The following is a 14,890-nucleotide window of genomic DNA, read 5'->3' on the forward strand; positions in this document are numbered from 1 at the left end:
GTAATTACCAAGTATCGGTGATAGAAACAGTTGGGGTTGCAGGCGCTTGAGGGACGCGATGTGGGGCATAGTGGCGTCGGTCACCCGCATTAATGTAATAAATATTAGATGAGGAGTAGAGAATACGGTCATTATCAACAATCTGGGTAGTGATGATAACCTCTTCTTTGCCCTCATATGTCCAACTGCCGCTGGTTGTATCCGCCACCATCGCCGCGGGGATTAATGCCAGTGCAGGTTCGCTCCAGTTTCCAAGTGCCATGCTAGCCACGGTAACACCACCCGCCAAAGCGGTGTAAGCACCAAAAGGCGGGCGTATATAACCGCGATCACGATGTTCAACGACTTCTACATCTACTTGCACAGTAGCGCCGCCAGCGTTGGGCTGGGTCATTACGCTACCGCCTCGCGATACCAGTTCGCTTGTTAATAGCGTACGAAAACCGCGCTCAAACTCGCCACCGTAGTAAGCATTCATTGACGCGTGCTCTTGCGCCGGGATATGCAGATCCCTAAAGCGAACGTGCTCACTGCGTAGAATGCCAGCTGCTTCGTGCTGAGCGAGTACTTCCCAGTGTTGAGCTGCCTGCATACGCTGCTGCTCACTATAAGGATAGGTGGTCGCAATGGGAGCTTGTGATGTGTTGGCATAGAAGCAGCCACTTAACATTAGGCTCGCCAGTCCGATAAAGGCAGGGCGCAATAGTTGAACCATGGATGATGACCTTGTTGGTAATGACAGCGTTTCAGAGGGCATCGTTTTTAAAGACATCGTTATTGAAGATACCGTTTTTGAAGGCCTGGCCCTCGATGCCACGGTTATTGATGGGATAGGTCGGATGCGCACCTGATAGTTCCTTCTCGCTACGAAACGGCTTTTGATAGACTAGTTTGCCATGCTTACCCTAGATCGGCCACGAGGTTAAAAACTTGAATGAGTGAAAACACCCATGCTTGAAGACCACCGCGCTGGTCCGCGTCATGATTCATTGCTAACCGCCTATCCAGAAGATGAAAGTAATAGCGGTTGGATGATTAGCTATATCGACATCATGACGCTACTGGTAGCGCTGTTTGTCATCATTATTGCGGCGGCTGATGTTACTAACCCATCATGGTTTCAACAGGAAGCTTCTGATGAGTACAGCTACGAGGCAGCGCCAGCCATAGAAGTGCCATTGCCTGCCGCACTTGCTGAGCGTCGTGAGCAGCGCGCGATAATGGGCGTGCTGCCTAGCGATGCGCTCAGTCCGCTTGCGATCAGTGCTGCGTTAGGCGTAGCAGGTTTACCTAAGGCGCGCGCTGTTGTTGAGGGCGTGCCGCCCCTATTAGCGCGAGCTAAAGAAGTGTCGGCAATTGAAGAAGCATCAATAGATACAGCGCCATCAGACTTAGCGCCATCGATGGTTGCTAGTGGGCTTCCGCAGTTGTTGCTGCGTTCTGATGAGCGTCAGTCAGCTTCGCCGTTCGCGGATTACATGGTCGTGCTCACTGACCGTCCCCCTGTCAATGTACAAGCAGTATCAGATAACGCGATCAGTAGTGCATTAGCGCTTGATGAGCGATTGAAGGAGCGTGTGGAAGCATCGACGTATCTACCTAACTTAGAAGGCGTGGAAGTTTCCAGGGTTGCTGAGGGTATCAGCTTGCGAGTGCAAGATCGGCTGCTATTCCCCTCTGCCGATGCTCAGTTAACAGAGGGTGGCACCTCGCTAGTAGGGTCGCTGATGGAAACCATTCAGCGCTTTGAGGGCGAAGTCTGGGTGGAAGGGCACTCCGATAGTCAGTCTATTAATACGCCTGAATTTTCATCCAACTGGGCGCTTTCGAGTGCGCGGGCGATTGCGATTGTTGAAGCACTAGAAGCCGCAGGCGTCGCCCCAGAGCGTTTACGAGCGGTAGGGTTAGCCGCAACCCAACCATTGGAAGATAACGCTACGGTTGAAGGGCGAGCGCGAAACCGGCGCGTTGAGGTTGTTATCCACGTGGACTAATGTTCTTTATAGATGAATGTTCTCCATAGTCTAATGTTCTCTATAGTCGAATATGCTTTGGGGTAAACATTTACGTAAGTATTTAGCAAAAAAAGCCCGCCGGGGGAGGCGGGCATGAAAGGGCTTGGCTCACTGCAGCCCACTGACATCAGGTGAGGGGTGTACAAGGTTGTCAGTGGGTACAATTCGAGTATAGCTATTTGTGAGCTTTTGCCAAGGGTTTGTCGCATTTTTTTGTTTTTTTATATGCACTGTTTTAGTGCGCTTAGATTGCGTTGTTTTGGTGCTTGCAAAAAGATGGCTGTTATTGATGGCTTAACTTAATGATTTTTAAAATTAAAATGGTATTGGCATATAAACTGCTTAGTTGCTTGTCTACAAGTGAGCGTGCGTAACGACATTTAAGATTTGCAAAAGGTGGTGCTATGACCGAACACACGCGTACTGCGTTACCCAGTAATGCTCAGTCACCCAGTGACATGGACCCCGCGCTTCAGCCGCGTTTGGTAGTCACTGATTTAGACGGTTCACTGTTAGATCACCACAGCTATGACTTTTCACCTGCTAAACCTTGGCTTGCCCGTCTTAAACAGCTAGGTGTACCGGTCATACCGGTCACTAGCAAAACCCGCGCCGAACTTATACCCCTGCGTGAAGCCCTTGGGCTAACAGCGACTCCCTTTATTGCTGAGAATGGTGCCGTCATTGGTTTACCGCCCGGCTGGTGTCATGCACGACTAGACCGGCCTGGTAATGGCCTAGACGGGGTGGTTATTAAACAAACGGGTGTCGATAGCGGCTTCATTAGAGCGCGCTTGAACGTTTGGCGTAAGCGCTTAAACATTCGTTTTACTCGCATGGGGGACTTAAGCCTGCAGCAAGTGATGGAATTGACCGGGCTTGATAAAACCCGCGCGAAAGCTGCGCGGCAGCGAGAGGGGAGTGAACCGCTTATTTGGGAGGACAGTGAGGCTGCACTTGAAACGTTCCGCATTGCGCTGCAAGGCGATGGCCTTGAACTCACCCAGGGCGGGCGCTTTTGGCATGTGATGGGGCGGCTGTCTGATAAAGGCGGTGCAGTAGAGTGGCTCATCAAACGATTTACTGCTTTACGAGGCAGTCAGCCGCTTACATTAGGTCTGGGCGATGGCCCAAACGACATCACGATGCTGGAAACTGTTGATCAAGCCGTAGTCATTCGAGGCTGTCACGCGCTCAACGTCGAGCCGCAAAATAGCGTGCTATATCGGACACATGCAACCGGGCCAACTGGCTGGGCTGAGGGAATAGACCACTGGTGGGGGCAAGATGAGGGTGGGCTAAAAATAGCACCCACCAATGAAGCCGCTGCATCAGTTTAACAAGCCACGGGAGGCTAACGTATGAGTGATTTTCATCAAAATGGTGTGATTACCGATTTTCACAACTTAACCCGTCGGCCGGTTGAAGCGCTTGAACAGGAGCTTTGCCAGTTTGCCAAGCGCCGCCCAATGGGGCTGATATTACCCTCGCTTTTTTCTGAACTGGAAGGACCAGCACTGTCGGCCATTGTGGATGAGCTGGTGAAAGTGCCTTATCTCAATGAAATTGTCATTGGTTTAGACAGGGCAGATCGTGACCAGTTTTTATATGCGCGCGAGTTCTTTTCACGCTTACCCCAGCACACTCGCATTTTATGGAATGACGGCCCGCGTTTACGCGCCATCGACCAAGAATTAGAGAGCCACGGCTTAGGGGCTTTAGAGCCAGGGAAAGGAAGGAACGTATGGTATTGCGCTGGTTATGTGCTGAGTTCAGGCCGTTCCAGCGCTATTGGTCTTCACGATTGCGATATTCTTACCTACGACCGAGGCCTTCTGGCAAGGCTTATGTATCCCGTCGCGAACCCCCGGTTCAATTACAGTTTTTGTAAAGGCTACTACCCGCGTATCGCTGAAGGAAAGCTCAATGGGCGCGTTTCTAGGTTAATGGTGACGCCGCTGTTACGGGCTTTGAAAACCGTCTGTGGACCGCTGCCTTATTTGGATTATCTAGACAGTTTCCGTTACCCCTTGTCCGGCGAGTTTGCTATGCGCAGTGACGTACTTGAAGGTATACGCATTCCCGCTGATTGGGGATTAGAAATCGGCGTTTTGTCTGAGCTGCAGCGCAACTACTCGCATCGTCAGCTGTGCCAGGTTGATATTGCTGACGCCTATGATCACAAGCATCAGCCCATTAGCGAAGAGGATGCAACGGGCGGTTTGAACCGAATGAGTCTGGATATCGCTAAAGCGCTGTACCGGAAGTTGGCTACCCAAGGGATTAGCTTTAGCAGTGAAGATTTTAGAACCCTTAAAGCGACTTACTACCGGTTAGCATTAGACCTCATTGAAGCCTACGATCACGACGCGACGATGAATGGGCTAAGTTTGGACCGCCATTGTGAAGAACAGGCGGTAGAGTTATTTGCCAGTAATTTGCTGGAAGCAGGCAACCTGTTTTTAGACAACCCCCGCGAGCGTCCTTTTATTCCCAGCTGGAACCGTGTGCAGGCGGCTATGCCTGACGTACTAGCTCGCATGCATGAAGCAGTTGAGCTTGATAACCAAGGTAAAGTGTAACGTCTTAAATCGCCTAGTTCGTCATTCCATAGATTAGCATTAGAGAGTAACAGCACCTCGCAGGCAGCGGGGTGCTGTTTTTTTTTGCAAAATCGATTCTTTCAATAGTGCTTTTATATCTCACTATGCAACTTAGCGATGCGCAACCTTGACCACACTCAAGAAACAGTCTTAAATTCCAAAGAAGTATAAACATATAACCATTTATGGTCTATGATGAGTGCACAGCAGCATCACTACTTGCCATTAGTTGGAGGCATAGCATGCAACGCCCGATCGTTACCCATTTTTTTGATGAACCCACCAACACCTTTAGTTATGTGGTGCAGGATCCCGATAGTCATGCCTGCGCTATCCTAGATTCGGTGCTGGATTTCGACTACGCCGCAGGGCGTACAGATGTACGTTCTGCAGATGACATTATTGAATTTATTCGCGATAACCGTCTTGAAGTGGCATGGATTTTAGAAACCCATGTGCATGCTGATCACCTCTCAGCAGCGCCCTATTTGCACCAAACGCTGGGTGGAAAAACGGGGATTGGCGCACGTATTGTCGATGTGCAGGAAATTTTTGGTAAAGCGTTTAATGCGGGCACCGAGTTTGCTCGAGACGGCAGCCAGTTTGATGCCCTATTCAATGAAGGTGACACCTTCACTATTGGCAATCTTCAGGGCTACGTTCTGCATACTCCGGGCCATACGCCTGCCTGCCTAACGTATGTAATAGGCGATGCGGCTTTCGTTGGCGACACACTGTTTATGCCAGATTATGGTACCGCCCGCTGTGACTTTCCCGGCGGTGATGCACGCACGCTATACCGCTCTATCCAAAAAGTGCTGGCGCTACCGGCGCAAACACGGCTGTTTTTATGCCATGACTATAAAGCACCAGGTCGAGACGTTTACCAACACGAAACCAGTGTTGAAGAGCAGCGTGAGGCGAATGTTCATGTGCACGAAGGCATCAGCGAAGACGAATTCGTAAAAATGCGCACAGAACGGGATGCCACGCTGGGTATGCCTAGGCTCATTATCCCGTCAGTACAGGTCAATATGCGCGCAGGCGAAATGCCGCCTGCCGAGGATAACGGCGAGGTCTACCTGAAAGTACCCATCAACCGCTTTTAACTGATTTATAAACTAATTTTTATTATTAAGGAGCTAAAGATGAAAGCAAATGTTGGCGGTATCGATAAAGTGGCGCGAATCGTTGTCGGTCTAGTGCTAATTGTGCTGGCAATCACCGGCACTATTGGCGTGTGGGGGTGGGTTGGCATTGTGCCGCTTGCCACAGGGCTATTTAATTTTTGCCCGCTGTATCCTTTGCTGGGTATCTCAACCTGCAAAAACAAGCATTAATTACAGGCAAGGAGTGTAAGCCGTGGACTGGATGGCAAGCCTGCAAGGGCTCGTTGGTGGTGTGTTGATAGGGCTATCAGCGGTATGGCTGATGGGAGCCTTAGGGCGCATCGCTGGCATTAGCGGCATCATCGGAAACTTAATAACCCAGCGCCCTCTGGGCGACAGCGCTTGGCGGCTGGCCTTTTTGGTTGGACTGATCAGTGGTCCGTTGCTAGTCATGGCACTAGGTGGTGGGTTAGGTAATGTAGCCGATGCCCCCGGTTCAGTGATTGGTGCACCAGCAGGGGGTGTACCGCTGATGCTGGTGGCAGGGCTGCTAGTAGGCCTCGGTACTGGGCTTGGTAGCGGCTGTACCAGTGGGCATGGCGTTTGTGGCTTGGCACGTCTATCAACCCGTTCCATGGCCGCCACCGGCGTATTCCTACTTGTCGCGATAGCGACCGTTTATGTAACGCACCATGTGATCGGAGGTGGCGCATGAGCGAGATAAGTAAGCGTACTCATGCCGTGAAAAACAGGGGTGTCGTGAAAATTGCGGCTGGCTACCTCGCGGGGTTGCTTTTTGGACTTGGGCTTGCGATCTCTGGCATGACGGACCCAGCGCGAGTGATTGGCTTTTTAGATGTGGCTGGCGCTTGGGACCCCACACTGATGTTTGTGCTAGGGGGGGCGGTCGTTACCGCATTCGTGGGTTACCGGGTTGTCTTTGCTCGTGGTGAGCCATTATTTAGCGGCAGTTTTCAATTGCCTACGAAGCAAACACTCGATGGTAAATTGTTGGGCGGCGCAGCGCTGTTTGGCATCGGCTGGGGCCTTTCTGGCTATTGTCCTGGCCCTGCTATTGCGTCTGTAGGTGGGTTGTCTATACCTCTACTGGCGTTATTGATTGCGATGGTAGCAGGCTGGTTTATCGCAAAACGTATCAGCTAAAGCATCACATATCGTCCGTTACTATCGCCCTTGTCTGCCCAGACAAGGGCGTTTTTATAGCTGGTTTTTATAACTGGTTTTTATAGCTGGTTTTTATAAACAGATTGATGACACAGCCCGCTAGCTTAATGCTGGGTTAATGTGTATTTGCCATGCTAGCTGCAATAAAAGGAAAACCGCTTATGCACGTCTTGCTCATTGAAGATGACCCGCTTGTCGCATCAGGAATACGTTCCGGTTTGATGATGTACGACTTTGTCGTCGATCATGTTTCCACGATTCAAGCCGCGCGACAAACCATGCAGTCAGTTACCAGCGATCTAGTCATTCTTGATCGTGGCCTTCCCGATGGTGATGGTCTTCAGTTACTGCAATCGTGGCGCGAGCAGGGTATTGCCACTCCGGTATTAATGTTGACAGCGCGCGATGCGATACGAGACCGCGTCGATGGATTGCAGTGCGGGGCCGACGACTACTTGGTAAAGCCCTTTGATCTTGATGAGTTAGTGGCACGCCTCCATGCGTTGCTTAGGCGAGTATCTGGTCGTAGCCAGGGCCTAACGGTCCATGGCGCGTTAACGCTAGATCCTAATGCGCGTGAAGTAAAAGTTTCTGGTCATCTAGTAACGCTATCGCGGCGAGAGCTGGTGCTTTTGGAGGCCTTTTTGCATTCGCCGCGTAGCGTGCTCTCTGCCGATCAGCTTAAAGATAGTCTTTATGGGCTGAGTGATGATGTAGAGAGCAATGCGCTAAACGTGCATATCCACCATCTGCGTAAAAAACTCGGCAGTGGAGTTATTGAAACGGTGCGAGGGTTGGGCTATCGGTTAGGCAAACCTGAGGCGGTTCATCTTCCAGGCTCACCCCATAAGGGGCAGCAATGAGTTTGCGTGCTCGCCTATTACTCACCCTGGGGGTGTCGCTAGCGTTGCTGTGGGGCGTTGCCGCCGCTTGGTTGCTCAGTGATTTAGAAAAAAAGTTTGTGGAAACACTAGACCAGCGCCTTGCCCAATCCGCTCGAATGGTAGCGGGCTTGGTGCTTCAACTGCCTGAAGATGTTTGGGAACAGAGTCAGACGCGCTCACTGTCTATTCCCCCTATTGAGGGGTTAGCCTGCCAGGTTCACTCACCGCGTGGCGATATTATCGCCCGCACCCATGCCAATATGGACACCATACTGGCACCGGGTGAGCGTGGTCATGCATATCGTCAAGAAGGCGATACGACATGGCGTGTCTTTACTTATGAGCGAGGCGATCTCGTCATTACTACCGCCGATCGAATGGATGAGCGGGACATGCTGCTTAGCGATGTGTTTCGCGTCGCTGTTGTGCCGTTTGTCGTGGCGTTGACAGGCAGTTTGATTGCGCTGTGGGTAGTGGTCTGGCGTGGATTGGCCCCGCTATCAAGGCTGCGTGAATCGCTTGCCAGTCGTCATCCGGAAGCATTGGCACCAGTGTCTACCTATGGCGTACCGAAAGAGATCAAACCGCTGATCGATACGCTCAATGGCCTGCTGGTGAGAATCCAGCAAACCATCGTTCGCGAGCAGCGTTTTACCAATGATGCCGCACATGAGCTGCGTACTCCTTTGACCGCGATTAAAACTCATCTCCAGGTCGCGCAGCGTGCAGAAGGTGACGTCGCCAAAGAAGCGCTCCGTTGTGCCGAGGCGGGGGTTGTTCGTCTAGCGCATACGCTGGATCAGCTGCTGACATTGGCAAGAGTTGAGGGGCGTATGCGCTTTGACGACGGCGAACCAAGCCAGGTGGCAGAGATTGTAGAGTTCGCTATCGCCGACAGTGTAGCAACCGCAGGACAGTGCCAGCCTCCCGCTCACGTTCCCCATGTGTGCGTAGCCATGCCGAGAGAATTAGCAATAACCGCCCTGCGTAACCTACTGGATAACGCGCTGCACCATGGCGCAGATGATTTGCCTGTGGTGCTCACCGTGCAGCCTTCCCCTGATCAGCGTCACGTAACGTTCACCGTGCATGATCAGGGAAGCGGTGTAGATGAGGCTACACTGAAACAATTAACCCAACGCTTTTGGCGTGTCAGCAAGCAGCAAGGGAGTGGTTTGGGTTTGGCGATTGTGGCGGCAATTGTTGAGCGTTTTGGTGGCTGGGTGAGCTTTGAAAACGTTGAGAGCGGCGGCTTTAGCGCTCACCTATCTATCCCTATTTTGCCTGACCCTATTTTATTCACCTCTTCGTTGCCTACCCCTACTGGCGGTGACTGAGGGGACAGGAAGAGGCGATTGGATAGCGTTCGCTTAGCCATAACAGCCAGAACGTAGTAAGTGAGCATGGAAATAACCACGAGATAAACAAATAACGACCGGCAGTCAGGGGGAAATATGAATAAAAAACAGTGGGGCAAGTTTAGCTTGCTGATAGGGGCCAGCTTTGTCGGTGCCAGCACCGTTGCTGGCAGCGTTTTTGCCGAAACGGGTGATGCAGAACGCGGCCAAGCTGCCGCGGCGACGTGTATTGCCTGCCACCAAGCTAACGGCAGCGGAATGAATATACCTGGTGGTGAGTCATGGCCGCGTTTGGCAGGGCTTAATGCTGATTACATCGCTAAGCAGCTACATGATTTTAAAGAGGGGCGGCGCCAAAACGCTACCATGATGCCCTTTGCTAACATGCTCAATGACCAGCAAATAGCGGATGTTGCCGCTTACTATAGCCAAATGCCCATAACGCCAGGCCAAGGGGGGGATGATGCTGATGAGGCTTTATTAGCTCGTGGCGAACAACTGGCTGAGCGTGGAGATTGGGATGCTTATATTGTGTCATGTAAAAGCTGTCACGGACCGGGTGGCACGGGCGTTGGTGAAGAGTTCCCCGGCATTGCAAGCCAGCATGCAGGCTATATAAGCAACCAGCTGCATGCTTGGCAAAATGATGAGCGCAGTAATGATCCTCAGAATTTGATGGGGGCTATTGCTAAGCGTATGAGTGATGAGGATATCCAAGCGGTGTCTGCATGGTATGCCACCCAGGATGTTAGCGCTCAAACCGACAGTGAAGAAGGGGAGACAGCACAATGAATTTGCATAAAAAGCGTCTCGTGTTAGCGCTAACAGGCTGTTCATTAGCCACAGGTATCGTGGTCAGTGCCTTCGCTGCCAATGAGGCAGCCACAACGGATGAAATGCCTTACCAAGGGTTAGTGGAGCTTGGCTTTCCTGCCCCGCAAGAAGGCGAGCTAGTTCACGTTCCACCGACCATGGCAGACCTGGAAGAGGCTGATATTCACCCAGAGCTGAAAAAAGTCATTCGTTATGGCTACGACTTATTCACCAATACCCAGCAACTGCGTGGTGAAAATGTTTATAACGATATGAACTGCTCTAGCTGTCACTTAGGTGAAGGGCGTCAACCGTTTAGTGCACCGGTGTGGGCAGCAGCGGTCACGCTTCCTGACTTCAGGGGTAAAAACCAACACGTTAACAACCTTGAAGAGCGCATTGCTGGCTGCTTTGCTTACTCGATGAATGGTACGCCGCCTGAGTACGGCAGTGACGAGATGCTTGCGCTGAGTGCTTATCATCAATGGCTGGCTACGGGAGCGCCTATGTACCCCAGTCAGCCAATTTATGGCCGTGGCTTTCCTGCGCCAGATGAGCCAGCTGAAGCCCCTGATTACGCGCGTGGCGAAGTCGCATATCAGGAAAACTGTGCCATTTGCCACCAAGAAGACGGCTCTGGGCACTATGAAAACGGCGAGTACGTTTTTCCAGCGCCTTGGGGGGATGGCTCTAATAACTGGGGCGCAGGCATTGTTAGGGTAGATACTGCCGCAGGGTTCATTTACAACAATATGCCGCTCGGTCAACCGCGCTCGCTAAGCGATCAAGATGCTTGGGATATTGCCTATTACATGAGTAGCCAAGAGCGCCCGCAAGACCCTCGCTATACGGGAGATATTGTCGAAACCGCTGAGCGCTTCGGGCCTACTTTCCACAAACGCTCGCTCTACGGGCAAACCCGTGAAAATGATGGTCATGTACTTGGTGACCATGACAATTTCGGCGAGAAAGGCGACATCGAGCCTTGGAACGTAGGCATGCCCCGTTTCGAAAGCTTAGCTGACGAATAATCGGCCTGACGGGCTGCGCTCTAAGCATCGCAATACGCGTATCAGGGAAACCAGTAGCCCGTGGTGTGATAACACCACGGGCTACTGGTTACGAAGAGAACGTTGAGTGGAAGCAGCCGTACCTAGCCGCAGCCCTAAGACGGTGTCATGGACGGTACTAAGGCGCTTCACTACCCATCATTTCAATCATGCGCTCTTCGCTTGGCAGGCCTTGAATCCTATCAATACGTACATCACCGTTGTCTGTTTCGCGTAGGAATGCGCTGGTAGGCGTAGCGTAAAGGCCTAACTCCTCAAACAGCTGGTTATTGGCATATACCTGCTCTTCAATATCTCTTGGCTGTGCGCTCGCTGAAAGCGAATCGCCTTTGCTATGGTTATGTAGCGCGGTTGAAGGGTCGTCTGCGCCTAGCAGCGTGGCTGCTAGGGCAGGGCTATTTGGCGCTAAAATACCGACCATAATATGACGCAGTTGCACGTCACCTGCTTCTACCCAGGGGCGGCTTTGTTCCCAAAGTTGGCGGCAGTAGGGGCAGTTGGCATCAGTAAACGTGTAGATCACCCGCGGAGCATCCTTATCACCATCTTGGATCCAGTGACTCTCTTCTAGCAGTTCCCAGGTTTGCGCTTCTAAAGGAGCTCGAACGTGTTCGTCTAACTGTGCTTCGGTAAGGTCGTTGCCTTGACTGTCCATCAGCGTACCGACAACGGCATGTTCGCCATCAGGGGTTAAATAAATCGCCATATCCTGACCCTGGACGCTAGCACCGTAACCGCGCATGCCCCCTGGTGCCTCAAACTGACCGTGAATTGTTAAACCTTGGTTGGCTAACGCTTGCACTGGTGCAGGTAGTTCTTCGGCATAGCCAACCGATGTGGCGCCAATACTTGTTAATAGTAACAAGCTGCTTAAACGTGTCAGGGAAAAGTAGTTCATGGGGAGGTCCTTATATAAAAATTAAGCAAGGTAAACCGCTGATGAAATGGGCCCATGTAAGAGGGTGTCTCAACGTAAACGTTCCAAACCTTGGTGAAGGGTGGCTCGGGAGAGTTCACCAAAATGGGTGTTAAGCAACTTTCCTTCCGCGCTGTAAAAAAGGGTGGTCGGCATGGCATGAGCCCCCGTCGCTTCTCCCAGTGCATTGCGTTGGTCAAGCCACACATTATCCAGTGAAAGATCATGCTGGTGCATAAACGCTTCGATGTGTTGGGCATCTTCCCCTTGGTTTACGAATACAAAGGTAATGCCTTGTTCGGCGTTCTGCGCTTCTTCAAAAACAGGCATTTCACGAATACAAGGGGGGCACCAACTTGCCCAAAGATTAACCACGATAGGCTGCTGCGTCTGGTGAGCAAGTTGAGGTAGATTGGTAGATTGGCCACTTAGGTCGACTAGCGGCGTGTTTGGGAGAGGGCGCGACTGTTGCTCAATTAAGGCGGTGCTACCAACGATAAGACCCCAGGTTAGGCCGCCCGCCAGCAAAGCGCCACTTAAAGGCCTGCGCTGACGAGAAGAGCGCCACAGCACCCAGCTGGCATAGCCAAGACCGGCAATTATACCGCCTGTTAAATCAAAGCCACCGTCTCGAATGTCAAACCGAGCAATAATGCCATCATATGCGCCCCAGTACCGCACAACAAATACTACTCGCGCGGCAATAAAGGCGATAAAAAACACCGTTATGAGTGTGTCGCTCACCGCGACATTGTGCCGCCGCCCTAGTAGCGCCCCCACTAAAAGTGCCATCAAAAAAGCCATGACCAACACAAGCTGATGAAGACTGAACCCCAGGGGGCCAATGGCGATACTCTGCTGCAGCATAGTTAACCGTTTTAGTTAATGATTAATGCTGCAGTATCTCAGCCGTAGATTATTTGACGATTATATTGCCCGCTGCTGAGACGTTATGCCGCAACGCATGTTTCAAGCATCCGTTACCATCCATCGTATGGCGTAAGGTGGTAACGCAGTCTCTTCACCAGCGTTTTGTTGGTCTAAAGCACGCCACGCATGATGGCTAAGCGCTCGTTCAAGCGCCTCTCCCACCTTATCTAATGGCAGCAGTGTATCGGTTACGTTAAATAGGGCTAATAAACGGCGGCCGTCACTGAGGGGGCCTCGCTCAATAGCAAGTAACTCTGGGGGCGTGGGCAGCACGCGCTGCGCAGCATGGGGATGGAAGCAGGGTTCTGACCGGCGTTGTTCGAGCAGACGACTAAGTGCATGAAACACATCGTGGGTCGGTGTTGAGGGGCTTTCGAGTAATAGCGCTAGCTCATCACGCTGCCAGCGGCGGCGATTAATTGAACGTAAGCGGCCGCTGCGCTCTACCCCTTCGACATCGTTAAGGGTGCCTGTCAAGGTATGGATATAAAGGGCGGGAATGCCCTGAAGCGTAAGCATGATGGCTTGGCTGCAAAGGAAGCGGGCAATTTGCCAAGGGTCTGGCCCTCGACGTGTGCCGCGCATGGCTTCAAACCAGGTGATATTGATTTCGTAAGGCGTATCGCTGCCATCAGGATTGCTACGCATACTGACAAAGCCACCAAAGCGATGCATCAGTTCTAGCAGCGCATCTCGCTCATGGTCAGGAAGCAAGCCCTCTAAAGGACGCACGCCAATACCATCATGACTGGCAGTGAAATTTAAATAAGTACACTGCTTAGGCAGTACCGGCAGGCTAGCAAGCCAGGACTGCAGAGTGGTCGCTTCACCGCGCGTGAGCGTATGTAGCAGCAGCGGTGGCAATGCGAACTGATAAACCATATGGGCTTCGTCGGGTGCGCCATTGGCAAGTCGCTCCAGGCCAAAGTAACTGATGTTTTCTGCGTGAGGAACATTGGTCTCGGTAATTAGCAGCGTGCCCGGTGATATTTCATCGACAATGGCGCGCAGTAAACGCACGACGGTGTGTGTCTCTGGAAGATGAATGCACGATGTTCCCAAACGTTTCCATAAAAATGCCACAGCATCCAGGCGAATGATACGCACGCCCTGTTGGAGGTAAAACAGCAAAATGCCAACAAATTCTAGCAATACGTCAGGATTTTCAAAATTTAAGTCGATCTGATCTTCCGAGAAGGTTGCCCATACATGGCGGGTTCCCCGACGCGTAGAAATAGGCACGAGCAAGGGGCTGCTGCGTGGTCTAATTACCTGGGAAACATCAGTTTCCGGTTCAACCTCAATAAAGTAATCGCGGCCTGGCAGGCTGCCGGTTAAATAATCAACAAACCAGAGCGATTCGCGAGACACGTGGTTAAGCACTAAATCTGCCATCACGTCGTAGTGGCTGGCCAGTTCGCGTATGTGCTCCCAGTTACCCAGCTCTGGATTAACCTCTCGGTAATGAATAACTGAGAAGCCGTCGTCGCTGCTCCATGGAAAGAAGGGCAGCACATGCACGCCGCTAATGCGCTCACCCAGATAGCGTTGAAGAAATTCATTCAGTACCGCAAGAGGGGGAGCTTCATCTGCCACAATGGAATCACCGTAACTAATGATCCACTGATCTTTTTCGCTCCACGTTGGTGCATGATCCTCTTCTCCCGCGGTAATTTCTGTTACGGGTGGAGCCGTTGATACGTGACGAAAGTGCTCAATGTGCTGTCCAAGGCGGCGCTGTACCTCGCTGGCGCGGGGGCCGTAGAGGTGCGAAAGGAAGTGGTAGACCGTCTGCTCAAATGGGGTCATGGAGTGTCCTCTTAAACAACCTACGACAAACGCTGCAGCTTGTGTGCCAAATCGTTACAATGCTAGGTTAACGCCGCGTTTAATAAAGCGACTATTTTTGCTTGCAAGTGCCTCTTTACTGCATATCGTTGTAGCGCGTGGCGACTTTACTGCTAACAATAGTTCATAATATGCCGATAAGTGCCGTTCTCTGCACAG

16 protein-coding genes are annotated in these 14,890 nt (G+C 51.7%); 12 read left to right on the forward strand and 4 right to left on the reverse strand.

The window, feature by feature from the left end; genetic code table 11:
• Window positions 1-4 precede the first annotated feature (4 nt).
• Window positions 5-715, reverse strand: a complete 711-nt coding sequence (locus tag CR46_RS0108245) for a hypothetical protein (RefSeq protein ID WP_030071779.1) — start codon at window positions 713-715, stop codon at window positions 5-7.
• On the opposite strand from CR46_RS0108245, the gene CR46_RS18310 reads away from it, so the two are divergent.
• The 12 genes from CR46_RS18310 to CR46_RS0108305 all read left to right on the forward strand — a co-directional run bounded on the left by CR46_RS18310 (window position 714) and on the right by CR46_RS0108305 (window position 10,998).
• Window positions 714-851, forward strand: coding sequence for a hypothetical protein (locus CR46_RS18310; RefSeq protein WP_156963054.1), 138 nt, complete (start codon window positions 714-716; stop codon window positions 849-851). The genes CR46_RS0108245 and CR46_RS18310 overlap by 2 nt on opposite strands.
• Window positions 852-950: 99 nt before the next feature.
• Window positions 951-1,994: an OmpA family protein gene (locus CR46_RS0108255; protein WP_030071780.1), complete on the forward strand. Its 1,044-nt coding sequence runs from the start codon at window positions 951-953 to the stop codon at window positions 1,992-1,994.
• Window positions 1,995-2,419: 425 nt separating this feature from the next.
• Window positions 2,420-3,355: an HAD-IIB family hydrolase gene (locus CR46_RS0108260; RefSeq protein ID WP_030071782.1), complete on the forward strand. Its 936-nt coding sequence runs from the start codon at window positions 2,420-2,422 to the stop codon at window positions 3,353-3,355.
• A gap of 21 nt (window positions 3,356-3,376) precedes the next feature.
• Window positions 3,377-4,597 carry a glycosyltransferase family protein gene (locus CR46_RS0108265; RefSeq protein WP_030071784.1) on the forward strand — a complete coding sequence of 407 codons (1,221 nt, stop codon included), beginning with the start codon at window positions 3,377-3,379 and terminating at the stop codon, window positions 4,595-4,597.
• A gap of 263 nt (window positions 4,598-4,860) precedes the next feature.
• Complete coding sequence (locus CR46_RS0108270; RefSeq protein ID WP_030071786.1) at window positions 4,861-5,727, forward strand: MBL fold metallo-hydrolase; 867 nt, start codon at window positions 4,861-4,863, stop codon at window positions 5,725-5,727.
• 39 nt (window positions 5,728-5,766) lie between these two features.
• Window positions 5,767-5,958 (forward strand): YgaP family membrane protein, encoded by a 192-nt coding sequence (locus tag CR46_RS0108275; protein ID WP_030071788.1) that lies wholly within the window; start codon window positions 5,767-5,769, stop codon window positions 5,956-5,958.
• Between the two features lie 22 nt (window positions 5,959-5,980).
• Entirely contained in the window at window positions 5,981-6,442 is a 462-nt protein-coding gene (locus tag CR46_RS0108280) for a YeeE/YedE family protein (RefSeq protein ID WP_030071790.1), read from the forward strand.
• Window positions 6,439-6,891: a DUF6691 family protein gene (locus CR46_RS0108285; RefSeq protein ID WP_051690147.1), complete on the forward strand. Its 453-nt coding sequence runs from the start codon at window positions 6,439-6,441 to the stop codon at window positions 6,889-6,891. The genes CR46_RS0108280 and CR46_RS0108285 overlap by 4 nt, the downstream gene beginning before the upstream one ends.
• Before the next feature lie 182 nt (window positions 6,892-7,073).
• The gene (locus CR46_RS0108290; RefSeq protein ID WP_030071794.1) at window positions 7,074-7,775 is read left to right on the forward strand and encodes a response regulator; all 702 of its coding nucleotides are present in this window, start codon (window positions 7,074-7,076) and stop codon (window positions 7,773-7,775) included.
• Window positions 7,772-9,133, forward strand: a complete 1,362-nt coding sequence (locus CR46_RS0108295; RefSeq protein ID WP_030071795.1) for an ATP-binding protein — start codon at window positions 7,772-7,774, stop codon at window positions 9,131-9,133. Before CR46_RS0108290 ends, CR46_RS0108295 begins: the two co-directional genes overlap by 4 nt.
• 117 nt (window positions 9,134-9,250) lie before the next feature.
• Window positions 9,251-9,946, forward strand: a complete 696-nt coding sequence (locus CR46_RS0108300; protein ID WP_030071798.1) for a c-type cytochrome — start codon at window positions 9,251-9,253, stop codon at window positions 9,944-9,946.
• Window positions 9,943-10,998: a c-type cytochrome gene (locus CR46_RS0108305; protein ID WP_030071800.1), complete on the forward strand. Its 1,056-nt coding sequence runs from the start codon at window positions 9,943-9,945 to the stop codon at window positions 10,996-10,998. The genes CR46_RS0108300 and CR46_RS0108305 overlap by 4 nt, the downstream gene beginning before the upstream one ends.
• A gap of 157 nt (window positions 10,999-11,155) precedes the next feature.
• On the opposite strand, the gene dsbG is transcribed toward CR46_RS0108305, so the two are convergent.
• The 3 genes from dsbG to CR46_RS0108320 form a co-directional block, all read right to left on the reverse strand.
• Window positions 11,156-11,935 (reverse strand): thiol:disulfide interchange protein DsbG, encoded by a 780-nt coding sequence (gene dsbG / locus CR46_RS0108310; RefSeq protein ID WP_030071802.1) that lies wholly within the window; start codon window positions 11,933-11,935, stop codon window positions 11,156-11,158.
• Window positions 11,936-12,004: 69 nt separating this feature from the next.
• The gene (locus CR46_RS0108315; protein WP_030071804.1) at window positions 12,005-12,820 is read right to left on the reverse strand and encodes a TlpA disulfide reductase family protein; all 816 of its coding nucleotides are present in this window, start codon (window positions 12,818-12,820) and stop codon (window positions 12,005-12,007) included.
• A 102-nt stretch (window positions 12,821-12,922) separates the two neighbouring features.
• Window positions 12,923-14,692, reverse strand: a complete 1,770-nt coding sequence (locus CR46_RS0108320; RefSeq protein WP_030071805.1) for a sugar phosphorylase — start codon at window positions 14,690-14,692, stop codon at window positions 12,923-12,925.
• Window positions 14,693-14,890: the final 198 nt, after the last annotated feature.

The sequence above is a fragment of the Vreelandella neptunia genome, assembly GCF_000712975.1.
In the GTDB taxonomy this organism is placed as follows: domain Bacteria; phylum Pseudomonadota; class Gammaproteobacteria; order Pseudomonadales; family Halomonadaceae; genus Vreelandella; species Vreelandella qaidamensis.

Coding starts and splice junctions, on each gene's coding strand:
- CR46_RS0108295 (WP_030071795.1), top strand. CDS start 7,772: ATGAGTTTGCGTGCTCGCCTATTACTCACCCTGGGGGTGTCGCTAGCG.
- CR46_RS0108290 (WP_030071794.1), top strand. CDS start 7,074: ATGCACGTCTTGCTCATTGAAGATGACCCGCTTGTCGCATCAGGAATA.
- CR46_RS18310 (WP_156963054.1), top strand. CDS start 714: ATGGATGATGACCTTGTTGGTAATGACAGCGTTTCAGAGGGCATCGTT.
- CR46_RS0108265 (WP_030071784.1), top strand. CDS start 3,377: ATGAGTGATTTTCATCAAAATGGTGTGATTACCGATTTTCACAACTTA.
- dsbG (WP_030071802.1), bottom strand. CDS start 11,935: ATGAACTACTTTTCCCTGACACGTTTAAGCAGCTTGTTACTATTAACA.
- CR46_RS0108275 (WP_030071788.1), top strand. CDS start 5,767: ATGAAAGCAAATGTTGGCGGTATCGATAAAGTGGCGCGAATCGTTGTC.
- CR46_RS0108270 (WP_030071786.1), top strand. CDS start 4,861: ATGCAACGCCCGATCGTTACCCATTTTTTTGATGAACCCACCAACACC.
- CR46_RS0108320 (WP_030071805.1), bottom strand. CDS start 14,692: ATGACCCCATTTGAGCAGACGGTCTACCACTTCCTTTCGCACCTCTAC.
- CR46_RS0108285 (WP_051690147.1), top strand. CDS start 6,439: ATGAGCGAGATAAGTAAGCGTACTCATGCCGTGAAAAACAGGGGTGTC.
- CR46_RS0108260 (WP_030071782.1), top strand. CDS start 2,420: ATGACCGAACACACGCGTACTGCGTTACCCAGTAATGCTCAGTCACCC.
- CR46_RS0108255 (WP_030071780.1), top strand. CDS start 951: ATGCTTGAAGACCACCGCGCTGGTCCGCGTCATGATTCATTGCTAACC.
- CR46_RS0108300 (WP_030071798.1), top strand. CDS start 9,251: ATGAATAAAAAACAGTGGGGCAAGTTTAGCTTGCTGATAGGGGCCAGC.
- CR46_RS0108305 (WP_030071800.1), top strand. CDS start 9,943: ATGAATTTGCATAAAAAGCGTCTCGTGTTAGCGCTAACAGGCTGTTCA.
- CR46_RS0108245 (WP_030071779.1), bottom strand. CDS start 715: ATGGTTCAACTATTGCGCCCTGCCTTTATCGGACTGGCGAGCCTAATG.
- CR46_RS0108315 (WP_030071804.1), bottom strand. CDS start 12,820: ATGCTGCAGCAGAGTATCGCCATTGGCCCCCTGGGGTTCAGTCTTCAT.